Consider the following 22,452-nt stretch of genomic DNA (forward strand, 5'->3'; position numbering starts at 1 on the left):
TAAACCTCAAAAATATTTGATTATAAAATCATCGCATTTATAATAAAAAAAGCGAGAAATGCCCTTTGTCCTATTGCTTGGACATTCAGCCCCCTACACACCAACCTAAAAATCAAAAATATCCTTAGATAATTCCCCTATCAATGCAATCAACTATCCAGAAAACTTCTTAATTTCTTTGAACGGCTAGGATGTTTTAATTTACGAATTGCCTTCGCTTCAATCTGACGAATACGCTCACGCGTAACACAAAACTGTTTGCCCACTTCTTCAAGGGTATGATCTGTATTCATTCCTATACCGAAACGCATCCGCAATACCCTCTCTTCTCGCGGAGTCAAAGAGGCAAGAACACGAGTAGTATTTTCACGCAAGTTCGCTTGAATAGCAGAATCCACAGGAGATACTGCATTCTTATCCTCTATAAAATCTCCAAGATGTGAAGTATCCTCGTCACCTATAGGCGTTTCTAAAGAAATAGGTTCTTTGGTTATTTTTAAAACTTTTTGTACTCTTTCCAGAGGCATTGCGAGTTTTTTAGCTATTTCATCAGGAGTGGGTTCACGTTTAATCGTATTCGACATCCTCCGCGCTGTTCGAACAACTTTATTAATTGTCTCAATCATATGAACAGGAATTCTGATCGTACGTGACTGATCTGCAATAGAACGCGTAACCGCTTGTTTAACCCACCACATTCCATATGTCGAAAATTTATAACCTAAACACCAATCAAATTTTTCGACAGCTTTCATCAAGCCAATATTACCCTCTTGAATCAGATCTAAAAATTGTAATCCACGATTTGTATATTTTTTAGCGACAGAAATAACAAGACGCAAATTAGCCTCTACCATTTCCTTTTTAGCAATACTTGCTTCACACTCACCTTTACGAACCATCGAAACAATATGTCGGAATTCAGAAATTGATATCCCAGTTTCAGATGCAATTCCTTTAATATCATCCCTGATTCTGAGGATAGAATCCATTTCACAATCTACAAAGTTCTTCCATTTTTTTTCAGAAAATCCTTTTGCAGAACTCGTCCACTCTGGATCTAATTCATGCCCTTGATATCGATCTAAGAAAACATCTCGTTTAATTCCATAGGATTGAGCCAACCGTAATAATTCACCCTCATTTTTCATAATACGCTTTGAAATGTCATAGAGCTGTTCAACCAACAAATCAATGCGACTTTGATTAAGTGAAAGGGATCCCACTAATTCAACCAATCTCCCTTTTAATTCTCTATATTTTACAAGGTATTTCTCATCATTTTGTCTTCTCGTACTCTCTTGAAGCAAACGCAATTTCTGATAAGATTCAGCAATTTCATTAAGCGCACTCATCACTTGTGGTCGCAATTGATCTTCCATAGCAGAAAGAGTATGCCTAGAATCATCCTCATCTTCATCTAATCCGTTTTCTTCACCATCACCATTCTCCGCTGCACTATTATCTGATAAAGAACTGACATGATCACTTTCAACTTTACTATTCTTCGAGACGCTCTTAATACCATCTTCACCATCTGCTTTTTCTTGAGGAGCACCTTCCTCTTGATTCACACAGGAATCTGCTTCCGATCCTTGGAAAAAAGTTGCCTTTGATCCTGGCCCGATACATGCCTCTAAATCTATAATCTCACGCAAGAGTGTAGTTCCATCATTTAACTCATCACGCCAAATGATCAGTGCTTGGAAAGTAAGAGGACTTTCACATAGACTGGCCATCATCATAGCCCGACCAGCTTCAATCCTTTTGGCTATGGCAATTTCACCCTCACGCGATAGTAACTCTATAGATCCCATCTCACGCAAGTACATACGAACAGGATCATCGGTACTGCGATCAGCTAAATCTTTGCGTTTTTGAGACAATACAGCCGTATTACCATTACTATGCGTTAGATCTAGAGAATCTTCGGATCCTTCTTCCAAATCTTCTAAATCATCACTGTCAACAACATTAATCCCCATGTTAGACAACATGGCCATTGTCTCTTCAATTTGCTCAACACTAGCCTCTTCAGAGGGGAAAACAGTGTTTAATTCTTCCACAGTCACATAGCCGCGTTGTTTAGCGGCTTTGAGCATTTTTTTCCAAGAATCATCTGAAAAATCAAAAACTAAAGTATCCTCAGAATTCTCATGTTCACTATCAGAATCTCTGTTTTTCTTTCTACCTTTTATCATAATTTTACCTTACTCCTCCATTCCCCATTGAAACTTATCCTGACCAACGCAATAAGATTTAAAACACAGCCCTACATCATTCTACCAACTAGATCACTGCCCATATCGTTATCGCCCTTGATCTTAACCAAAAATTCTTGATCATCGAATAAAAGAATACCCTTGCCAATACCACATCTTAAAATCCATGCTATGAACGACATCTATGATAGATTTTCAAAATAACAAGTCTTTTTCCTATATAATTTGAAAAAATAAAAAATTTATACTCCATCCTAAGGAATTTGCTACCATTACACTAAAAAAAATCACATATACCAAAATGATTTTAAAGAACCTACTATCAATATTTTACATCTTTGCCGATGATATAACGTTGAATTGAAACCACCCCTTTTGCATAAACAAACTAAAGAATCTAGATTCCCAATTAAATACCCTGACATTATCCTATCTATCATTTGCGCAAAACATTATTCATAATAATATTATTAACTGTAAAATATCGTTTGAAAATAATTCATTAAAACCAAGGTCAATATATGTCCATTCAAAAAAAATGCGTCATATTGCAATGTCTGGATATGGGAATCCAGACGTTATGTCTATCACTGAATCACCAATTCCAATCCCTCAAAAAGAATAAATTCTCATTAAAGTTAATGCCATTGGCGTTAACAGACCAGATATTATGCAAAGAAAAGGATTATATCCTCCCCCAAAATGCTAGCCCTATACTGGGGCTAGAAGTGGCTGGGACAATCATAAATCTCGGAGAAAATACCGTTAATTGGAATATTGGAGATGAAGTATGTACCTTAGTTAATGGAGGTGGAAATGTCAAAAATAATAATTGCAGATAAAATTCATTAAAGATTATCTATATTAATAAAAACTCATACTCCTATACTACTAAAATTAACCTCTATAGGATAGTAATAACATACTTGAAGAGGAACATAGTTGGAATAAAGTTATGTGCTAAAATGAAAATATTTAAAAATAAATTGAAAATTCATTTTTTTAATAAATTACTTTTTTTTTCAAAAAAAGGTAACTTTGCAATGATAAGCGCAATAATGATCCCATCATTGGCGCTTTTATTGGGTATTGTATTGGTTACATCAAATTACTTATTACATAAATATAGCGTAGAATCAGCTTCTGAAGAAGCTTTGAGTCATGGAATGTCCTTAATATGCTATCAGAATGATATTGAAAGAGATAACTTAGCAAAAATCATATTAAACGATCTTATTGTGAGCCTTAAAAAAAATAATTTTACCAAACAAGAAGCAGATTTGGTCGCAAAAAATTCTAAAATTGATATAACTACCCTGATAAACGATTCCACGAATGTAAAATCATATCACTTTTATATTAAATCCGTTTATAAAATGCCTTTAAATAAGATTACAAAGATTTTTTACCCTAAAGATCTGACAATAGTAACCAATGTCAATAAAATAGTACCTTGCCCTTACACATCATATGTTATGCTATCTAATCCCCGAGCAAGACAGTTTAACTCAGATTGGGATTTGATACATAGAAGAACAGTTAATGCTATAAATTCGATTATTACGGATAAAAATATTAAGTATATGATCATCAATGGGAGTATGACAAATTTCGACCCTTCTCATTATTATACTGCTGAGGTTAAGCAGTTCAACAATGTGTATAGACATTTAAACGTCCCAATATTTAGGAGTATAGGTACTAGAGATTACGTGGATAATAACGGTATATGCAGAGATGGAGATGTTCTAACGAACTTCAGCACCTATAGCTGTGCTTTTGCCGCTCTAAATGACCTGTCTTGGCGAATAATAAATGAATATAAGTACAAACTTCCCGAAATAAATTATGATGTAAAGAGATGGATAGATTATTGTTTTTTTCAAACAATCCATCACATTCGGGGATCTCTGGCTTATACATGGAATGATAAAAATATTCACTTCGTCCAACTGAATAACAGCTTGTTCTATAGCTCTCATTTTTATCCAATAACACACGAGTTTGATTGTGAAATTGAGCCAACAATGCATCCAGGAGAGTTAACGGCTTCGTGGTTGGAACAAGATTTACGAAAAGCACGAAAAGAGAATAAAACTATCATTCTTTTCGTCGATCAGCTGCATGACTTTTATAGTTCCTCACAACTACAGGCATTTAAAGACTTACTAATCAGACATAAGATAGCGGCTGTTTTTAGCGGACTAGAACCAGGTAAAGAGGAAGAGTTTGTCTATGATAATAACAATCATGTTACAAAATTTTATAATACAGGAGTTGCTATTCCTCGTTACGGACATTTTATGCTTTTGGAAAATAGAGGTCATTCCCTTGACGTATTGATCTACAATACTAGCAATAGGATAGCTACTCTTGCCAAAAAAATGTCTTCGATTACATTGCCTCACTAAGGATAAAATATTATGATGCCAATAATAATCGAAAACGACATTGTATAAAAAAAATTTGACCATTTATGACGCAATAACTTTCGGCATCTAAAAAGATTATGCTTAATTAGTTACTCTTCTAGCAAGAAATCCCTGTAAATTTTAAATACATTGAAAGATACGTGAACAATAAAATTAATCGCCTTACGTCAAAATATAGTCATTTTTATAATCGTGAAGTATGACACGTTATTGACTGATGCATAAGTATCCGATATCAATAATAATTGTTTGTCTAGATAATGCTCTCTCTTATCTAGAAGGATATTGATATAGAGCAAAGTGATAATATCCAGTATTGAAATAGGTTATAAAATAAGGAAAATCAGTGTGATGCCCAGCTTCTTTCAAAAATCGAGCGAAGTGGAAAAAAAGTGGATATTAATTGACGCAAAAGGATTAATTGTTGGAAGACTTGCCGCTCAAATAGCCCTACGCTTGCGTGGAAAAGACAAGCCTACCTATACACCAAGTGTCGATGATGGAAGCTATGTGGTGATTATCAATGCAGCAAAGGTTGTGTTTTCAGGGAATAAATATGATAAAAAAGTTTATTATCATCATACCGGTTATCCAGGAGGCATAAAAAAAGCTACTGCAAGAGAAATAATTGAAGGATCTTCTCCAATTAATGTTCTTAAAAAAGCAATTGAACGAATGCTTCCGAAAGGACCTCTTGCGAGAAAGCAACTAAAAAATTTACATATCTATGCTGAGGAAAATCATCCCCATGAAGCTCAAAAACCAATGCTCATAGATGTAGCAAAGATGAATATAAAAAATTCTAGGAGAAACTAATGAAGGAAGATATCACAAATCTCAAAGATATCATTGAAAAAAAAGAAGGGATTACAGTTGCAAAAATAGCAACAGAAGAATCAGAAGACAAGGCTATCTCTTCTTCTCTTACATATTCTCGCAAAGTTGATCAATGGCAACGTTCTTACGCTACTGGAAAGAGGAAGACCTCTATTGCCCGCGTATGGATTAAGAGTGGTAGTGGAAAATTTACTATCAATCGTATGGATATATCAAAATATTTCAAACAAAGCTTGCCAATATTAAATGTAAAGAGACCTATCAAAGAAGTATCTCAAGATGATATGTATGATGTTTTCGCTACTGTATCTGGAGGAGGATTTTCTGGACAAGCTAGCGCTATATGTCATGGGATTTCAAAAGCTTTAACATACTTTCAACCAGATTTGAGACCGCAACTTAAAAAAGGTGGTTTTCTAACTCGAGATAGTCGTATCGTTGAACGCAAAAAATATGGTAAAGCAAAAGCGCGTCGTAGTTTCCAATTTTCTAAACGTTAATATCACTGGATTATCATTTTCAATGATTATGATCTTCTGAAGAAATATAGTAACAAGCTTGCACTAAAATTAATCTTGTAGAAAAAAATTACAAAATTAAGGATTATTTTATGCTAAATTCCAGGAATTTTTATTAGAATAATGTGCATTCTTTTGTTTTTTTGGAAATCCCATGTATAAGATCTTTATAGATGGAGAGCATGGTACAACAGGACTAAAAATTCGCGAGCGCTTATTGCAACGCAAAGATTTGCAATTATTATCTCTTCCATCTAGAGAAAGACACAATATTCACTATCGAGAAGATCTATTAAATACAGCAGATATTGCGATTCTTTGTTTGCCGGATTCCGCATCATTAGAAACAATACAATTGATCAAAAAAAATGGTATCAATAACCGTATTATTGACACTTCGACTGCGCATCGAGTTGCGCAGGGTTGGATGTATGGTTTCCCTGAAATGGAGCCTTCCCAAAAAGAAAAAATACGATCAGCACACTATATATCTAATCCTGGATGTTATGCTACAGGCGCAATCGCAATTTTACGCCCATTACGCAAAGCAAAAATTATACCTGAAAAATATCCTATTACTATAAACGCTGTTTCTGGATATACAGGAGGAGGAAAAAAATTAATATCCCGTATGGAACAAAAAAATATGGTAGATTCAATTAGTAGCAATCATTTTTTTTACAGCCTAGATCTTCTACATAAACACTTGCCAGAAATCACCAAATACAGCCTTATAAAACAAAACCCTATTTTTTTACCATCGGTGGGTCGTTTTCCTCAGGGAATAGTCGTCCAAATTCCATTTGATACAGAACAGCTAGCTCGGAAGACAAACCTCAAAGAAATACATAATATTTTTCACGAATATTATGCTGGAGAAAATACTATCTCCGTTATTTCACTGGAAGAAAGCAGCAAAATTGAAACTATAGATTGTGAAATGATGGTGGGAAATGACAGAATGAAACTTTTCTTTTTCGGATCATCTCAATTACCATATATTAATATCATAGCAGTTCTTGACAACTTGGGGAAAGGAGCCTCAGGAGCAGCAATTCAAAATATGGACTTACTTCTTTCTTCTCTCTAAAAAATGCATAAAAATACTGATAATTGCATTAAGAATATTCTACGGAATCAAAATAAAGCCCCTCAGAGGGAGATAAAGGACCACATGCCTTACGATCTTGAGCTTTTAACGCTTTTTGTAAGTCGTCTGATGTCCATTTTCGATCACCTACTAATTTCAAACTTCCAACAAAAGAACGTATTTGGGTATGTAAAAAACTCCGTGCAACGACTCGAATCTCAATCATATCTCCCAATCGATTGATATCAAGACGATCAATTGTACGTATAGGCGATAATGCTTGACACTGAACCGATCGAAAAGTAGTAAAATCATGTTTACCAATCAAATGTTGCGCTGCCACTCTCATCATTTCACAATCTAAATCTTTTGGAAACCACCATGCACGCCCTTTTTCAAGAGCTAGAGGTGCCTGTCTCGTAATAATACGATAAAGATAACTCCGACGAATAGCCGAAAAACGAGCATGGAATTTTTCGTCTACCACACACAATTCAAGTATAGAAATATCATTAGAGATATTTAAATGCGCATTTAACGCTTTACATAATTTTTCCGGAACCCATTCTCGCACTAAATCAAAATGAGCAACTTGCCTAAGAGCATGAACACCAGAATCGGTACGACCTGCACCATATACCGTCATACTTTCACCTGTCACCAAAAAAATAGCTTTTTCTATTTCACCTTGAATAGAAACCCCATTTTTCTGTCTTTGCCAACCAACATAGCCACTTCCATCATATTCAATTATCAAACAATAACGTATCATCAACCCACTATACAGCCCACTATTGCCGGATATCCTAAAAGAAAATCTTTAATATCCAAAGCATGTCCACCTGCTCGTTGCAAACGCATGATACGAATCGCACCTTGACTACATGCTATTGTAAAATTTGAGTTAATTATCTCACCAGGATGTCCATTACCTTCTACCAACTGAGATTCTAGTAGTTTAATGCGCTCCAATCTATTTCTAATCATCATGTTTAACCATGCTCCTGGCAAAGGAGATAGCGCTCTAATATGATTATGTACATCCTCTGAAGATTGAGAAAAATCAATGTGAGTCTCACTTTTTAAAATCTTTTGAGCATAGGTAATACCATTTTCTACCTGAGGGGAAAAAGAAATATTATTATTCTCAAGCCTATCCATAACTTCCACTATTGTACTCGCACACATAATACTTAACGCATCATGAAGCACTCCTGCACTCATATTACAAGGTATCGGAATCCTTTTAACAAGCACAATCGGACCTGTATCTAAATGCTCATCCATTTTCATAACTGCTATTCCAGTCTCACTATCACCAGCCATGATAGCACGCTGTATTGGAGCTGCTCCACGCCAACGAGGCAATAAGGATGCATGCCCATTGTAAAATCCTAATTTTGTCGCATCTAAAATACGTTTAGGAATAATTAATCCATATGAAACAACTACCGCTACATCAGCATTAAAATTTAGAAATTGCTCATATTCTGCTTGTCTAAGTTTTTCTGGAATAAGCGTCTGAATATTTAATTCATTTGCCGTTTGATATACGGCAGAAGGTACAGTCTTTAAACCCCGCCTTCCAGCTGGACGCGGTGGTTGCGTATAAACAGCTAATATATTATGAGAAGAAGAAAGAGCCCGCAAAGTAGCGACAGCGAACTCTGATGTACCCATAAAAATAATCCGCAACTTCAACAATACCCTTTCATAACATTATCAATAAAAAGATAATCACGCATTCCTTATTAATTTTAAAATCTTATTGATTATCATATCACGCTTCAAACGTGATATGTGATCTATAAATAATATTCCATTTAAATGATCAATTTCATGTTGCAAACAAGTTGCTAACAATCCATCGGCGTAAATAATCTGAGGTTGTGCATTACTGTCTAAATACTTTACAGTCACAAAAGAGGCACGCTTTACATCAGCCCTATGATTGGGAATAGATAAACAACCCTCTGCACGAACGGAACAATCGTTTGAAGAGGATACTATCGTCGGATTAATGAATACTAAAGGGCTCTTTGTATTCAAATCAATGACAACCACCCTATATAAAATTCCAATCTGAACAGCAGCTAATCCAATACCATCAGAAGAATACATCACTTCGAACATATCCTCTATTAAGTGTATAATATCAGAATCTATCGTCTCTACTGAACGAGATACTCTTCGTAAAACAGGATCCGGGAAAAAGATAAGAGATTTTTTTTTCATAGATTTTTTCAGCCCTACTCTACTTATATACCTATGAGATAGAACATCTTTAGTCAATCTTTCCCTTCGCATATTCTAAAGCAGAATCACTAAGATATCTAATCACTTCCTTCAATGTGTCTATATAAAAAGGAATAGATTTTAAATTAAGATTTTAACAACATGGCTTCATAATAACCGAAAATCCTACTAATAGCATAAGCAAGAACGGAAAAATAAGCAAAGGTATTTTTAAATAAATCGACAAGAACCAATTGATTTTCCTTAAGCATAAAAAAATAAAGAAAGTCAACAAACGAATAAGAATTTCCATATCTTCTTAAGTTGCACTTTAACATAAAATACATATTTATTGACAATTTATAAAAAAAATGCTTTCCTAGCAGTATGAAATTTTATATTCATTCCCCCATTTTAATAAATGGTGGCGTTATTTCTTGAGCATAGTATACGTAGTGCTTTTTATATCATATGATATCGCACTTTGTATTCAAAGATATTCCCCCTCTTTTTTACGGTATATCTGAAAGTTATAGATCTATAATTAACAAAGCAAATTCTTTAGCTACTATAGTTGAAAAAAATATTTTAAGAATTGGCAATGCTCTTTAATTTTTTAAACTATTAAAGGATAGACAATGAAATGGATTGTTTTACTCGCGAACATTATATTTAGCATATTATCTTGTGTTTTTATCAAAATATCAACCACTTCTCAAGGAGAGAACACTGCATTAACCGATCCCATGCGCCTTTCAAATGATAAATTTTTTTGGCTTGGATTTTTCTTCTACGCAGCTAGCTTCTTTTTCTATATTATTGTTGTATCACAATTCTCTCTACAGGTAGCACAAACCCTTGTTACTTCTTCAATTATAATAATCGTCACCTGTATTTCGTCTCTTATTTGGGACAAACCATTTTATTGGACAACTGGAATAGGAATATTGCTCATCACTCTTGGAATAACATTGATTTCTTTTAACACAACTTAAAAACTCCAAAACGTGGCTAAAATATTTTATTCGTTATACGGTACTTAGGATTATCCTTAACCTTTTCTTTTTCACGATAAAAAATTTACCTTTCTAAAACTATGAGTAGAGATATTCATTCAAATCGCTTTTGAGACCTCCTCATTGTTCAAAAACTAACATTCTGAATATTTTACTGTATTTAAAAGTGAATGCACTACAATGATTATACAAAAAACCATGCTATAATTTTAATACTTAGAACACTGCTCTTAATTTTTTACTACAAAAATATAAAAAAATAAAAGTGGTGGGCCCGGAGGGATTCGAACCCCCAACCAAACGGTTATGAGCCGTTGGCTCTAACCCTTGAGCTACGGGCCCAAGAACAATTTCACCATCTCAAATATAAAACCCAGTAGTTCATTTTAATAACTGGTTTTTCATTCAAGAGCAAGACTTTAAATGCAATTTTTTATGATTATAAGATGCTATAAATACTTAAAACAGAAGTCCTAATAGAGATAATCTTCAGGCATAAGAAAATATCAATATAATTTTTATGTTATTGATATTTTCTGTTGTTTAACCAACGAAGTACTACATAAATATGACAATGATTAATCGTAGAGAGCAAAATATTAAAAAATTGAAATATTTCCCTGATAAAACCTTCAATGATTTCTTGTTCAGAAAATATCTAAGATCCGTTTCGTTTCATTGCAATGATACCGTATCCTTCATATTCTCAAGGAATAAACATTTTCCAAAAAAAATTAAGGTTTTGATTTTGAAGATATTTTACGCCATTTCTGCACATTCACGCCATGATCTTTAAAATTTTTAGAAAAAAAATGCCCTCCTCGACCATCACTCACAAAATATAAATCGTCAGTTTGCAACGGCTTTGCAACGGCTTCTAAAGATAAGCGACTCGGATTAGAAATAGCAGTTGGAGGTAATCCATTGACAAGATAACTATTATAAGGTGTTTTTTTATAAAAATCAGAACGCTTTAATTGTCTCTCTGCCAACTCATAATCCCCCTCAAATGCACCGTAAATGACTGTTGAATCAGCCTGAAGCCTAATAGAGTTTGAAAGACGATTTATAAATACAGATGCGACATGAGGACGCTCATCCGAACGAGATGTCTCTTTTTCAACGATAGAAGCAAGAATAACCAAATCCTCTTTGCTCTTTATAAAATTATTGACATCACGAATCTCCCAAACATCATCAACGATTTTTTTTTGCTCTAATATAGCCTTTTCTATAATTTCTGAACGATGAGTCCCTAAAGAAAACTTATAAGTACTTGGATATAAAGTACCCTCACGAGGCAACTCTGCTGGCAATTCACCTATCAGAAAAGGATTCTCTTTTAATCTTTTGAAAATCTGTTTTACCGTAAATCCTTCAGGAAAAGAAATTGAATACATAAAATACTTTCCATAAATTATCTTTTCAGCAACTTGCAACATAGAAGAACCGATTTCTACCTCATATTCTCCTGCCTTAACACTTTGAGACCCAAAGCGCATTTGAGTCAAATAGCGAAAGATATAAGGATTCGATATTATTCTACTATTAAATAATTTTTTTGAAGTCTCTTTTAATGACATACCATTTCGTATCAAAAAAATAACATTATTCTGAAGAGGACCTTTTGCATGATAGATCCTACTTACATAAAAATAAATACCAATCCCAAATATCAAGACGATTAGGAAGGCAAGCACAACCTTTAAAAAAAATGTTAGCTTACATCGAATAAATTTCAAAAAAAGGAATCTTCCCAATGTCAATCCATCTAAAAAACATCAAAAAACTGAAGCAGTCATTTTTTATACTACTATTAAAAAAAATTATTAAAACACTATCAATCTGGAAACTTCCGAAATATTAAAGAAGCATTAGTCCCTCCAAAACCAAAAGAATTAGACATAGCAACATCAATATTCTTTTTGCGCGGTTTATGCGGAACCAGATCTATAAAAGTCTCTCTTTCTGGATTGTCTAGATTAAGAGTTGCAGGAACAATACTATCACGAATTGCAAGATTGCAAATAGCCGCCTCAACCGCTCCTGCTGCCCCAAGCAAATGCCCCATGGAAGATTTAGTTGAAGACATAGAAACATTATGACAACTATCACCCATCAATTTTTCTACAGCTCTAAGTTCTATGCCATCCGCCACAGTAGATGTGCCATGAGCATTTATGTAATCCACTTCACTAGACAGTAAATTGGCACGAGAAATTGCAGAAGTCATACAACGATATGCCCCATCTCCATCTTGAGGTGGCATAGTAATATGGTAGGCATCACCCGAAAGACCATATCCAATTAGTTCAGAATAAATTCTAGCGCCACGAGCCTTTGCATGCTCAAGATCTTCTAAAACTAATGCACCGGCTCCCTCACCCATGACAAAACCATCTCTATCTCGATCAAAGGGTCTAGAGGCTCTCATAGGATCATTATTGAACCGAGTCGATAAAGACCGACATGCAGCAAAACCCGCAAGACCCAAACGACAGATCGACGCTTCTGCTCCACCTGCAACCATAATATCTGCATCACCAAAAGCAATAAGACGGGATGCATCTCCAATCGCATGAGCCCCACTAGAACAAGCTGTGGTTACAGCATGATTTGGACCTTTTAACTTATGACGGATAGAAATATTGCCAGATAAAAGACTAATAATACTTCCCGGAACAGTAAAAGGAGAAATCCTTCGAGGACCATCGTCACGAAGAACATCGCTACTTTCCACTATTCTATTAAGCCCCCCCATACCTGATCCAAATATCACTCCGGCAAAATCACGCTCTTTCTCAGTTTTTGGACACCAACCAGAATCAGCAAGAGCCATATCTGAAGCTACCATACCATACAAAATAAACTGATCAATTCTCCGAAGTTCTTGCGGAGAAATCCAATCTTCATAATTAAACGTACCATCAGAGCCATCACCAATTGGTATAGTGCCCGCTATTTTAGAAGGCAAACCCTCCAAGCTGAATTTTTTATCTAGACGCCGAATTCCTACTTCACCTGCGATAAGGCGAGACCAACTAATATCAACTCCACATCCAAGTGGAGTAATCATCCCCAGCCCCGTTACAACTACGCGCCTCATGCTTGTATCTTCCACTTAAGAACACTATGCTCATAATCAGAAAAATAAAAAAGAAAAAACAATCCCAACTAAACGGCGACATCTAGATCCCAACCCAAGTGAATGCAATCAATTAAAAAGCACAACATTATTTTTTATTTTTAGCACTGTTGATAAATTTAACAGCATCACCAACAGTAAAAATAGTATTAGCAACCTCTTCTGGAATTTCAAGTTTGAATTTCTCTTCAAAAGTCATAACAAGTTCAACAGTATCCAAAGAATCTGCCCCTAAATCTTCGATAAAACGAGCACTCTCCACCACTTGTTCTTCCTTAACCCCAAGGTGATCTATAACTATCGCCTTTATACTTGTAAAAACATCTTCGTTATCATTGGCCATTACTAACAATTCCCTCTTTCTTGATTTGTTGAATTCAATTGACAGAAAAACTCTTCAGGCAACTATACTACTCTCTTTATATCTCAATACCTCATCCTAATGTCAACTAAAACGATGCTTTCATCCAAGATAAAGCTTATTTGCATATGAACGAGATAAACATCTCCTATCAATTCTACATCATACAATTCTTATATAATCAAAGAATGATTTTTTAAATACAATCAAAACCCTTAATGATTCAAATCATTGCCATACCACCATTAACATGAATAGTCTGACCTGTTATATATGACGCTTCTAAAGAAGATAAATAAAGAACAGCAGAAGCCACATCATCAACAGTTCCCATACGCTTCATGGGAACAGAAGAAACAATCTTTTCCTGTTGAGCTTCATTCAAACTAGCTGTCATATCACTTTCTATAAAACCAGGAGCAACACAATTTACTGTTATATTGCGCCTACCAGTTTCCTGTGCAAGAGCCTTAGTAAAACCTGTTAATCCAGATTTTGTCGAGCAGTAATTAACTTGTCCAACATTACCTGTAAATCCCACAACAGATGTTATATTAATAATACGACCAAAACGATTTTTAATCATTGCGGGAATTAATTGACGTGTTAAAATAAATGCTGATGTTAAGTTGACACAAAGAACATCACTCCAATCCTTATACTGCGCGCGCATAAAGAGGGAATCTCTAACAATACCCGCATTATTCACAAGGATATCAACCGTTCCCATTTCCGTGCCAACCCTTTTAGAAAATTCTTCAATGGACGAATGATCAGAAAAATTACCTTTGAAAAGCTGGAAACGACTACTATCGTCAAACTGACACGCAACTCTCTCTAACTTTTCTTGCGAGGTGCCGTGCAACCCAACGAAAGCTCCCTGCTTATATAAGATCTTGGCAATTGCAAGACCAATACTCCCACTTGCACCTGTAACTAACGCTTTTTTCCCATTCAAATCAAACATTTACAAAAATCCTAACCAATTATAGTTTCTAACGCTAAATCTATATTCTCAATCTTATCAACAGAAATAGCAGAGATAGACTTATCAATGCGTTTAGCAAGGCCTGTTAATACTTTTCCAGAGCCAATCTCATAAATATGCGTCATACCATGATTCGCAAACCATTGTATGGTCTCTCTCCAACGTACTCGAGCTGTTACTTGCTCCACTAATAATTTAGAAATTTCATCAATATCAGAAACCGGACTTGCACAAACATTAGGTAACACGGGCACTACTGGATCTTGTTTTTGTATGTCACCTAACATATTCTGCATGACTTTAGAAACAGGAGCCATCAACGACGAGTGGAAAGGAGCCGAAACAGGCAAAAATACAGCACGTCTTGCACCTTTTTCCAAGCAAGAGTCAACCGCGCATTTAACAGCATCTTGCATGCCAGAAATAACTATTTGACCCCCACCATTATCGTTAGCAATTTGGCATATTCCAATTTTAGAGGCTTGCTCACATGCAAATTCAACTGCACGATCATCAAGCCCGATGATAGCGGCCATTCCTCCCAACCCTGGTGGCACAGCTTCCTGCATTGATTTTCCACGAGCACGCACCAATCTAATAGTATCAGACAAAGAAAACGCTTTTGCCGCACAAAGAGCTGTGTATTCCCCCAAAGAATGCCCTGCAACGTAACTGATGTCTCTCTCAAAACACAAGCCATTTTTTTCCATAACACGAATAAACGCCATGGATACAGCGGTCAAAGCTGGTTGAGCATTATAAGTGACGGTTAATTCTTCTTGCGGGCCATTCCACATCAAATCTGAGAGATGTTGATTTAAAGTATGATCAACCTCTTCAAATACAAGACGCGCTTCGGGGAAAGATTCACAAAGATCACGCCCCATTCCTACTATCTGGCTTCCTTGTCCTGGAAACGTCAATACTATAGCCATAATTAAGATATAAACTACTCCTCTGATGTTTTTTCTTTAAGTTCTATAATTTTTCAGTAAGAAGTCAAGAAAAACGAAAATGCTGAATAGCTAAATCATTCTCAACTTTATTGTTTATTCTATGAGATTGGCCCAACTCCCAAAATGCAATGCATAAAATTATTTTGAGAATCTATAACCTTTAATTCCTTTCAAACAATTTCAAATTTATCAATTATGGATCAATTACCATACTATTCTTATATTACATAGGTTGTTTATTAAGACATAAAATTAAGAAAAAAATTCCATTCAATTCCAATCAATTACATGTTCATAAGCACATATTACTAGAAAAACATATTATGTTAAGCCATTTCAAAATACTTTATTATTACTTTAACGTACTTGACTAATTATAGAAAACGATGCTAATTCACAATCATGAGTGGATTAGTCTTGTTTTAAAGGATAGCAAATGTTTCGTTGTTTTTCATATTTATTTTTCATATATTTTATGTTTTTTCCAATATCGCCATCTACCGCCCAACAAAAGAAAATAGTGTTATCAAGCTTTTCTGTTATTACAGATATAACAAAAAATATTGCCAAAAATTTAGTTGTAGCGACTACTATAGTTGGACCTGGGAACGATGCTCACGAGTATCAAATCACAGCTTCAGATGCAATCAAAATAAAAGAAGCAGATCTCATCTTGTGCAATGGCTTGAAGCTTGAAGAAAGTTTCATGAAATATTTTGTTAATTTAAAAAAAGATACTAAATTGATTACAGTCACTGATGGGATAACGCCTATTAGTATGTCAGACAATGCAAATGATCCTTACAAAGATCCCAATCCTCACTCATGGGTATCTATTAAAAACGTAGCGATTTATATCCAAAATATTAGCAAAGCATTAAAAGAGTTAGATCCTGGAAATGCCGAAGAATACGAACGCAACGCGAAGGAATATATACAAAAAATAGAAGAAGTACTATTGCCTTTAAAAGATAGAATTGATAATCTTAGCCCTGAAAAACGCTGGTTTGTGACTAGCGAAGGATGCTTGGTATACTTAGCAAGAGATCTGAATTTAAAAGTACTATATCTTTGGCCCGTTAATTCCGCTTTTGAACGGAGTCCTTTAAAAATCCGTGATGCAATCAATCAAATACGTAAGCACAAGATTAGATTTATTTTTTCAGAAAGTACCAATTCTGATCAACCTGCTAAACAAATCGCCCGTGATACTAACGCATCTTATGGAGGAGTTTTATATATAGATACTATTAGCAAATCTAATGGACCAGCACCAACTTATCTGGACTTACTTAAATACAATCTAACACTAATTGCAGATCGTTTATCACAATGAGTAAATATTCCTCCACAAAATATGGGATAGAAGTTAAAGATGTGTCGGTTACATATCGTAATGGCTATCGTGCTTTAAAAAATATTAGCTTTTCTATTCCTGACAATACAATCACAGCATTAATTGGAGTTAATGGAGCAGGCAAGTCTACTTTATTCCAATCTATTATGGGCTTTATTCCAATAGATAAGGGATCTATATCTATTTTTAATAATACTGTAGAAAATGCACTTAAAGGCGATATGATCTCATATATACCTCAAGTAGAATCTATAGATTGGACTTTTCCTATTCTCGTAGAAGACGTTGTAATGATGGGTCGTTATAGGCATATGAATTGGTTGCGTATACCTTCAATTGACGACCATCGCATCGTAACAGAGGCGTTGGAAAACGTAGGGATAACTTTTATGCGCAAAAGACAAATTGGCGAACTTTCTGTGGGGCAACAAAAACGTGTGTTCCTTGCGCGTGCTCTCGCCAAAAAAAGTAGGGTCATTATATTAGATGAACCTTTTGCAGCGATTGATTTTAAGACAGAACGAGAAGTCATTTCTCTCCTACAAGAATTGCGCAATGAAGATAGGATGATATTGGTTTCTACGCATAATATTAACTCCGTCCCTTCTTTTTGCGATCAGACTATTTTTTTAAAACAAACAATAATATCTTATGGTTTGACATCGGATACTTTCAATAAAGAAAATATTAAAAAAACATTTGGAGTTGAAGAATATCAATAAAAACATATAACGAGTATAGGCATGAAAAATGGTTACTTATGCAACACAATACCCTCTTTTTGATCTTCTTCTAGAGCCTTTTACATACAATTATATGACTACAGCTATTTGGATTAGCATGGTAATAGGATGCGTCTGTGGACTCTTATCATCATATTTAATATTGAAAGGTTGGTCTTCCATTGGAAATGGAATTTCACATGCAATTTTCCTTGGAATAGTTGGTTGCTACAAATTAGGGATTCCCATGTCTATTGGCGCTACTGTGTCAGGAATGTTGGCAACTAGCTTAATGATAAAAATAAAAGAAAAAACGAAATTACGGGAAGATGTATCCATAGCTGTGGTTTATCTCATATTCTATTCCTTTGCTATGTTCTTTTTATCACTATCACCAAACGATGTTTATATAGAAAGTGTCTTTCTAGGAAATGTCCTGTTTCTGAGTAAAGCCGATATCTTACAAGTCTTGTTTATAGCTTTCTTAGTTTTATCCATCGTATTAATAAAACGGAAAGATTTTATTCTTTTGTTCTTCGATGAAGCGCATGCTCATTCCATAGGAATGAATGTAAAATTTTTAAAAAATCTATTTTTTGCTTTACTAACCATCACAGTAGTTGTTGGCCTCCAAACAGTTGGTCTATTACTTGTCATAGCAACAGTTATAACGCCTGGTGCTACTGCTAGATTGTTGACTAAATCCTTTGGATCATATCTTTTTCTAAGCTCTTTCTTAGGCGCAGCCAGTGGCTTCTTTGGTGCGTATACAAGTTATTTTCTAGACTGTGGACCAGGAGGAATGATTGTCTTAATAGAAACTGCTTTGTTTTTACTATCGCTACTCTATTTTAAACAATGTAAGACACGATAGATTTCATCCTTATACGTATTTTTTCTTTGATAACAAAGGCTCTTCATGGAAAACCTCATTCATTATATTCTCTTTCCCTTAACATTCACCGCTATTCTTAATGGTTTCCTCATTTCGCTTCTAGTTGTGATCCCTATGTCAATTCTATCTTGTTTTATTATTTTGAAAAACCAATCTTTTGTGGGAGAAGCTATTGCACACTCAGTTCTCCCTGGAATCGTTCTAGCTCATATAGCTGGAATATCATTAGGAATCGGAGCATTTATTGCAGCGATCGTTTGCACATTATGCTCAGGATATCTCAAAGAAAAAATAAATTTTAAAGAAGATATCCTTTTAAGCATAGTATTTTCTAGCATGTTTGCTATCGGAATTATTTTAATGCTGAAGGTTCAGAGTGCGGTTCATTTTAACCATATATTATTAGGAGATATGTTAGGCATATCTAAATCGGATATTATAGAAACTGCTTTTTTTTCTTTTCTTTCCCTATCTTTTCTAATTTTAAAGAAGAATGATCTCCTTTTAATAATATTTGATCCTATGCATGCTCGTTCTGTGCAAATTCCTATCAAATTATTGCACTATATGTTTTTAATTGTACTATCTCTTCTGATTGTCATCTCTTTAAAATCAATAGGTCTTATTCTTCCTCCAGCTGTATTAGTTCTTCCTGGAGCAACAGCTTTTCTTTTATCCAAACATCATACAACAATGATATTAATTGCGATTATGATTTCTATAGTATCGACAATTTTAGGAATATATATAAGTTTTTTCATAAATAGCGCAGCCGCACCTACAATCGTAATGCTAATGGCAATTTTCTTTGCAATTAGTTTTTTATATTCAGTAATCAACAAGAGAAAAAAGACCCTTTTACTTCCTTCTCAAGAATAAGTTGTAACCTGATTATAAAGAAAATAAAGCGTATATCTTTTCCTATTCTGTATCAAATGTATTCGATCTAATGAAAGCGCTGTAAAGATATATGAAATTATTTTCTTCTATTGATCTACTCGAATAAAATCTATGTGAAATAGAAAAAGAATAGCGAGAAAATTCTCTTTTTAATTCCCAATATAAAGTTATTGCTCAATGAAAAAATACAATAATTTGTACATTCTCATCCTTGCACAAACATAACATCTATCGATTTATCGGTAATCATCATCTTTTCTATCTAAATCAGAAGTATTTAAATTATTTTCAGATTTTTGATTATAATTTTTATCTAGATGCGCATCAGATATTTCTATTGATTGAGATGAAGCTTTAGGAATAGAATTATCATCAGGATTTTCAGTTACAGTCATTTTGGGTACTGGTGTAGAATAGCGAGTAGAATTTTTATCAGAATCTTTAATAGGATTCTTACATTGTATTAACCAAACATCATATATAGAGTGGTCAATAGCATTCATTGCTGGGCTATCAGCAAACATCCAACCAGAAAAGATTGAACGCACTGTATGATCTGTGGAAATTTCAGAAATTGATACAAAAGAATCAACGCGTTGAATCTCCTTATCATCCCTCGAATAACAAACCATTGGCGTAATTTTTAACGATCCAAATTGGACACTACGATTGATATCAACATCAAATCTCAAAATACGACCCGTGATCTTATCCATACCAGCGAATTCAGCTATCTTATTTTCAAATCTAGCAGATTTTACAATCCCAGCAGTATTGAAAAAAAACAACACCGCTAAAAATAAAACTTTATGTTTCAAGAATAAACCACCTTAAAAAAATTCGTTATCAAAAAATAAAATCTATTAAGATCAGCAATCAGGAGACCAAGCACTATATTTACCAGTCAATTTATTTCCATTATCCGGATTATTTTTTTGTTGACCTGGAGAATAAGAATTTTCTGAACCCGTAGAATTCACGCGATGTGGTTTTTGCCAATTAAAAACAGTTCCCTCTCCTGGTTGAGGAGCATCTATTCTACGATGATGAATCCAACCATGCCATATAGGAGGAATAGAAGAAGGATCTGTATAACCTTTATAAACAACCCAACGCCGCGAAAAACCGTAAGCATTTTTCCCACCTTCATAATATGTATTACCAAATTCATCTTGACCAACAACATGACCAAAACGCCAAGTAAAAAACCTAGTCCCTAATGTCTGACCATTCCACCAAGTAAAAATTTGCAATAAAAAATTCTTCATATCCATCACTCTCTACCAGTTGCCATGCAAATTCAAAATAATATAAATTGTAAAGCCGTATCACATAATCAAAGAAATCGAAAAAACGTCTTCTCACTATTATTTCAAAATCATGAATCAATCATTGGAATTACCTTAGCCAAATCATCAACAATACGCCTAATCTTAGAAAAACTCTCTCCTTCTGCCATAATACGAATAAGAGGTTCTGTCCCCGAAGCTCGGACAACTAATCGATCCATTCCTCGCAATTCAGATTCTGCATCAGCAATAGCCTGTACTACTAATGGGTTATTTAAAATAAAACTATCTTTTACCTTAATACTGCGCAAAAATTGCGGATATTCTTCAAAACAATGACAAATTGTACTAACAGGCTTATCATATTTCTTGATATAACTTAATACTTGTAAGGCTGCCACAAGACCGTCTCCTGTTGAGCCATAATCAGATAAAATAATATGACCAGATTGTTCGCCACCAACATTAAATCCATTATTTTTCATATATTCCATAACATAACGATCACCAACTTGAGTGCGTTTTAAGGATAAACCAATTTCTGAAAGAAATCTCTCAAGGCCAACATTGGACATAACCGTAGTAACAATACCATTCCCTTTTAACAAGGAATTACTCATCCATTCTCGCGCAATAAGAGCCATAATTTGATCTCCATTGACTACTGCGCTTTTCTCATCAACAATTATAATACGATCACCATCCCCATCTAAGGCAATGCCGATATCAGCACGTACTTCATGCACTTTTTTCTGCAAAGATAATACATTCGTAGAACCACAATTGAGATTTATATTCATGCCATTGGGCTTGTCTCCAATAACAACGACATCTGCTCCCAATTCCCAAAATACAGCTGGAGCAACTTTATAAGATGCTCCATTGGCACAATCCACAACAATACGCAAACCTTGCAAAGTAACATCACGTGGTAGAGTACGCTTAACATGTTCAATATAACGATCATGAACACCGTCTATACGCTTTGCATTTCCAATACTATCATAACAAGATAGATACGGTGTTAAATCGCCTTCAAGAAGACTCTCAATATGATCTTCTATATCAGTAGATATTTTGTAACCATCCGAACCAAAGAGTTTGATCCCATTATCGTGATATTGATTATGGGAAGCAGAGATCATTACACCAACATCAGCACGAAGAGATCTAGTAAGCATAGCAACAGCAGGAGAAGGAATGGGACCAAGAATAAAAGAATTCATCCCAGCAGAAGTAAAACCTGCTACCAATGCATTTTCAAGCATATAGCCAGATAAACGTGTATCTTTACCAATAACAACCCTACGATTCCTTTTCTTCCCCCCAAGTAAGTAGCCTACAACAATACCAACACGCATCATAACATCAGGCGTGATGGGAAAAATATTAGACTTGCCACGAATTCCATCAGTACCGAAATATCGTTGCTTCATATATACTCCTTACAAGGACTGATATTACAGAAAAACAAAATAGATCATAGGAA

General features: G+C 34.7%; 23 protein-coding genes and 1 tRNA gene. 10 read left to right on the top strand and 14 right to left on the bottom strand.

The features are described from left to right. Positions 1-149: 149 nt before the first annotated feature. On the bottom strand, positions 150-2,201 hold the full coding sequence (gene rpoD, locus CKC_RS05340) for an RNA polymerase sigma factor RpoD (protein WP_013462504.1): 2,052 nt from the start codon (positions 2,199-2,201) through the stop codon (positions 150-152). Between the two features lie 71 nt (positions 2,202-2,272). Further along, positions 2,273-2,404, bottom strand: coding sequence for a hypothetical protein (locus tag CKC_RS06410; RefSeq protein ID WP_013462505.1), 132 nt, complete (start codon positions 2,402-2,404; stop codon positions 2,273-2,275). A 465-nt stretch (positions 2,405-2,869) separates the two neighbouring features. Here CKC_RS06410 and CKC_RS05345 point away from each other — a divergent pair, with 465 nt between their 5' ends. From CKC_RS05345 to argC, 5 genes are all read left to right on the top strand, one after another. Then, positions 2,870-3,064 (top strand): alcohol dehydrogenase catalytic domain-containing protein, encoded by a 195-nt coding sequence (locus tag CKC_RS05345; protein WP_407059600.1) that lies wholly within the window; start codon positions 2,870-2,872, stop codon positions 3,062-3,064. A gap of 123 nt (positions 3,065-3,187) precedes the next feature. Beyond that, complete coding sequence (locus CKC_RS05350) at positions 3,188-4,633, top strand: hypothetical protein (protein ID WP_044054152.1); 1,446 nt, start codon at positions 3,188-3,190, stop codon at positions 4,631-4,633. Positions 4,634-5,005: 372 nt separating this feature from the next. Further along, the gene (rplM, locus tag CKC_RS05355; RefSeq protein ID WP_013462508.1) at positions 5,006-5,470 is read left to right on the top strand and encodes a 50S ribosomal protein L13; all 465 of its coding nucleotides are present in this window, start codon (positions 5,006-5,008) and stop codon (positions 5,468-5,470) included. Next, on the top strand, positions 5,470-5,991 hold the full coding sequence (gene rpsI / locus CKC_RS05360; RefSeq protein ID WP_013462509.1) for a 30S ribosomal protein S9: 522 nt from the start codon (positions 5,470-5,472) through the stop codon (positions 5,989-5,991). The genes rplM and rpsI overlap by 1 nt, the downstream gene beginning before the upstream one ends. A 172-nt stretch (positions 5,992-6,163) precedes the next feature. After that, positions 6,164-7,099, top strand: coding sequence for an N-acetyl-gamma-glutamyl-phosphate reductase (argC, locus tag CKC_RS05365; protein WP_013462510.1), 936 nt, complete (start codon positions 6,164-6,166; stop codon positions 7,097-7,099). A 28-nt stretch (positions 7,100-7,127) separates the two neighbouring features. Here the strand turns inward: argC and truA are convergent, their stop codons facing one another. The 3 genes from truA to def are packed head-to-tail and all read right to left on the bottom strand — an operon-like array spanning position 7,128 to position 9,334. Then, positions 7,128-7,871: a tRNA pseudouridine(38-40) synthase TruA gene (gene truA / locus CKC_RS05370; RefSeq protein WP_013462511.1), complete on the bottom strand. Its 744-nt coding sequence runs from the start codon at positions 7,869-7,871 to the stop codon at positions 7,128-7,130. Next, complete coding sequence (fmt, locus tag CKC_RS05375; protein ID WP_044054154.1) at positions 7,871-8,800, bottom strand: methionyl-tRNA formyltransferase; 930 nt, start codon at positions 8,798-8,800, stop codon at positions 7,871-7,873. The genes truA and fmt overlap by 1 nt, the downstream gene beginning before the upstream one ends. A gap of 36 nt (positions 8,801-8,836) precedes the next feature. Then, on the bottom strand, positions 8,837-9,334 hold the full coding sequence (def, locus tag CKC_RS05380) for a peptide deformylase (RefSeq protein ID WP_013462513.1): 498 nt from the start codon (positions 9,332-9,334) through the stop codon (positions 8,837-8,839). A gap of 638 nt (positions 9,335-9,972) precedes the next feature. Between def and CKC_RS05390 the strand changes: the two genes are divergently transcribed. After that, positions 9,973-10,329 carry a hypothetical protein gene (locus tag CKC_RS05390; protein WP_013462515.1) on the top strand — a complete coding sequence of 119 codons (357 nt, stop codon included), beginning with the start codon at positions 9,973-9,975 and terminating at the stop codon, positions 10,327-10,329. A gap of 287 nt (positions 10,330-10,616) precedes the next feature. Here the strand turns inward: CKC_RS05390 and CKC_RS05395 are convergent. The 6 genes from CKC_RS05395 to fabD all read right to left on the bottom strand — a co-directional run bounded on the left by CKC_RS05395 (position 10,617) and on the right by fabD (position 15,779). Further along, positions 10,617-10,692 (bottom strand) — tRNA-Ile (locus CKC_RS05395). 392 nt (positions 10,693-11,084) lie between these two features. After that, positions 11,085-11,933, bottom strand: a complete 849-nt coding sequence (gene mltG, locus CKC_RS05400; RefSeq protein ID WP_244391955.1) for an endolytic transglycosylase MltG — start codon at positions 11,931-11,933, stop codon at positions 11,085-11,087. Between the two features lie 257 nt (positions 11,934-12,190). Next, positions 12,191-13,456: a beta-ketoacyl-ACP synthase II gene (fabF, locus tag CKC_RS05405; RefSeq protein ID WP_013462517.1), complete on the bottom strand. Its 1,266-nt coding sequence runs from the start codon at positions 13,454-13,456 to the stop codon at positions 12,191-12,193. Positions 13,457-13,583: 127 nt separating this feature from the next. Then, positions 13,584-13,838: an acyl carrier protein gene (locus CKC_RS05410; RefSeq protein WP_013462518.1), complete on the bottom strand. Its 255-nt coding sequence runs from the start codon at positions 13,836-13,838 to the stop codon at positions 13,584-13,586. 241 nt (positions 13,839-14,079) lie between these two features. Then, positions 14,080-14,823 carry a 3-oxoacyl-[acyl-carrier-protein] reductase gene (fabG, locus tag CKC_RS05415; RefSeq protein WP_013462519.1) on the bottom strand — a complete coding sequence of 248 codons (744 nt, stop codon included), beginning with the start codon at positions 14,821-14,823 and terminating at the stop codon, positions 14,080-14,082. Between the two features lie 11 nt (positions 14,824-14,834). Further along, positions 14,835-15,779, bottom strand: coding sequence for an ACP S-malonyltransferase (fabD, locus tag CKC_RS05420; RefSeq protein WP_013462520.1), 945 nt, complete (start codon positions 15,777-15,779; stop codon positions 14,835-14,837). Between the two features lie 457 nt (positions 15,780-16,236). On the opposite strand from fabD, the gene CKC_RS05425 reads away from it, so the two are divergent. The 4 genes from CKC_RS05425 to CKC_RS05440 are packed head-to-tail and all read left to right on the top strand — an operon-like array spanning position 16,237 to position 19,653. Next, positions 16,237-17,136, top strand: coding sequence for a metal ABC transporter solute-binding protein, Zn/Mn family (locus tag CKC_RS05425; protein ID WP_013462521.1), 900 nt, complete (start codon positions 16,237-16,239; stop codon positions 17,134-17,136). Further along, positions 17,133-17,879, top strand: coding sequence for a metal ABC transporter ATP-binding protein (locus tag CKC_RS05430; protein WP_013462522.1), 747 nt, complete (start codon positions 17,133-17,135; stop codon positions 17,877-17,879). Before CKC_RS05425 ends, CKC_RS05430 begins: the two co-directional genes overlap by 4 nt. 28 nt (positions 17,880-17,907) lie before the next feature. Further along, complete coding sequence (locus CKC_RS05435) at positions 17,908-18,753, top strand: metal ABC transporter permease (protein WP_013462523.1); 846 nt, start codon at positions 17,908-17,910, stop codon at positions 18,751-18,753. A 45-nt stretch (positions 18,754-18,798) separates the two neighbouring features. Further along, positions 18,799-19,653 (top strand): metal ABC transporter permease, encoded by an 855-nt coding sequence (locus CKC_RS05440; RefSeq protein ID WP_013462524.1) that lies wholly within the window; start codon positions 18,799-18,801, stop codon positions 19,651-19,653. 257 nt (positions 19,654-19,910) lie between these two features. Here the strand turns inward: CKC_RS05440 and CKC_RS05445 are convergent, their stop codons facing one another. From CKC_RS05445 to glmM, 3 genes are all read right to left on the bottom strand, one after another. Continuing rightward, positions 19,911-20,492 carry a DUF2155 domain-containing protein gene (locus CKC_RS05445; protein WP_013462525.1) on the bottom strand — a complete coding sequence of 194 codons (582 nt, stop codon included), beginning with the start codon at positions 20,490-20,492 and terminating at the stop codon, positions 19,911-19,913. A 51-nt stretch (positions 20,493-20,543) separates the two neighbouring features. Beyond that, positions 20,544-20,942, bottom strand: a complete 399-nt coding sequence (locus CKC_RS05450) for an NADH:ubiquinone oxidoreductase subunit NDUFA12 (protein WP_013462526.1) — start codon at positions 20,940-20,942, stop codon at positions 20,544-20,546. A gap of 110 nt (positions 20,943-21,052) precedes the next feature. Then, entirely contained in the window at positions 21,053-22,399 is a 1,347-nt protein-coding gene (gene glmM / locus CKC_RS05455) for a phosphoglucosamine mutase (protein WP_013462527.1), read from the bottom strand. Positions 22,400-22,452: the final 53 nt, after the last annotated feature.

The organism is Candidatus Liberibacter solanacearum CLso-ZC1, assembly GCF_000183665.1.
In the GTDB taxonomy this organism is placed as follows: domain Bacteria; phylum Pseudomonadota; class Alphaproteobacteria; order Rhizobiales; family Rhizobiaceae; genus Liberibacter; species Liberibacter solanacearum.

Excerpts from the sequence above, each read along its gene's own strand:
- rpoD (WP_013462504.1), bottom strand. The coding sequence starts at position 2,201 with ATGATAAAAGGTAGAAAGAAAAACAGAGATTCTGATAGTGAACATGAG.
- CKC_RS06410 (WP_013462505.1), bottom strand. The coding sequence starts at position 2,404 with ATGTCGTTCATAGCATGGATTTTAAGATGTGGTATTGGCAAGGGTATT.
- CKC_RS05350 (WP_044054152.1), top strand. The coding sequence starts at position 3,188 with ATGAAAATATTTAAAAATAAATTGAAAATTCATTTTTTTAATAAATTA.
- rplM (WP_013462508.1), top strand. The coding sequence starts at position 5,006 with ATGCCCAGCTTCTTTCAAAAATCGAGCGAAGTGGAAAAAAAGTGGATA.
- rpsI (WP_013462509.1), top strand. The coding sequence starts at position 5,470 with ATGAAGGAAGATATCACAAATCTCAAAGATATCATTGAAAAAAAAGAA.
- argC (WP_013462510.1), top strand. The coding sequence starts at position 6,164 with ATGTATAAGATCTTTATAGATGGAGAGCATGGTACAACAGGACTAAAA.
- truA (WP_013462511.1), bottom strand. The coding sequence starts at position 7,871 with ATGATACGTTATTGTTTGATAATTGAATATGATGGAAGTGGCTATGTT.
- def (WP_013462513.1), bottom strand. The coding sequence starts at position 9,334 with ATGAAAAAAAAATCTCTTATCTTTTTCCCGGATCCTGTTTTACGAAGA.
- CKC_RS05390 (WP_013462515.1), top strand. The coding sequence starts at position 9,973 with ATGAAATGGATTGTTTTACTCGCGAACATTATATTTAGCATATTATCT.
- mltG (WP_244391955.1), bottom strand. The coding sequence starts at position 11,933 with ATGTCATTAAAAGAGACTTCAAAAAAATTATTTAATAGTAGAATAATA.
- fabF (WP_013462517.1), bottom strand. The coding sequence starts at position 13,456 with ATGAGGCGCGTAGTTGTAACGGGGCTGGGGATGATTACTCCACTTGGA.
- CKC_RS05410 (WP_013462518.1), bottom strand. The coding sequence starts at position 13,838 with ATGGCCAATGATAACGAAGATGTTTTTACAAGTATAAAGGCGATAGTT.
- fabG (WP_013462519.1), bottom strand. The coding sequence starts at position 14,823 with ATGTTTGATTTGAATGGGAAAAAAGCGTTAGTTACAGGTGCAAGTGGG.
- fabD (WP_013462520.1), bottom strand. The coding sequence starts at position 15,779 with ATGGCTATAGTATTGACGTTTCCAGGACAAGGAAGCCAGATAGTAGGA.
- CKC_RS05425 (WP_013462521.1), top strand. The coding sequence starts at position 16,237 with ATGTTTCGTTGTTTTTCATATTTATTTTTCATATATTTTATGTTTTTT.
- CKC_RS05430 (WP_013462522.1), top strand. The coding sequence starts at position 17,133 with ATGAGTAAATATTCCTCCACAAAATATGGGATAGAAGTTAAAGATGTG.
- CKC_RS05435 (WP_013462523.1), top strand. The coding sequence starts at position 17,908 with ATGGTTACTTATGCAACACAATACCCTCTTTTTGATCTTCTTCTAGAG.
- CKC_RS05440 (WP_013462524.1), top strand. The coding sequence starts at position 18,799 with ATGGAAAACCTCATTCATTATATTCTCTTTCCCTTAACATTCACCGCT.
- CKC_RS05450 (WP_013462526.1), bottom strand. The coding sequence starts at position 20,942 with ATGAAGAATTTTTTATTGCAAATTTTTACTTGGTGGAATGGTCAGACA.
- glmM (WP_013462527.1), bottom strand. The coding sequence starts at position 22,399 with ATGAAGCAACGATATTTCGGTACTGATGGAATTCGTGGCAAGTCTAAT.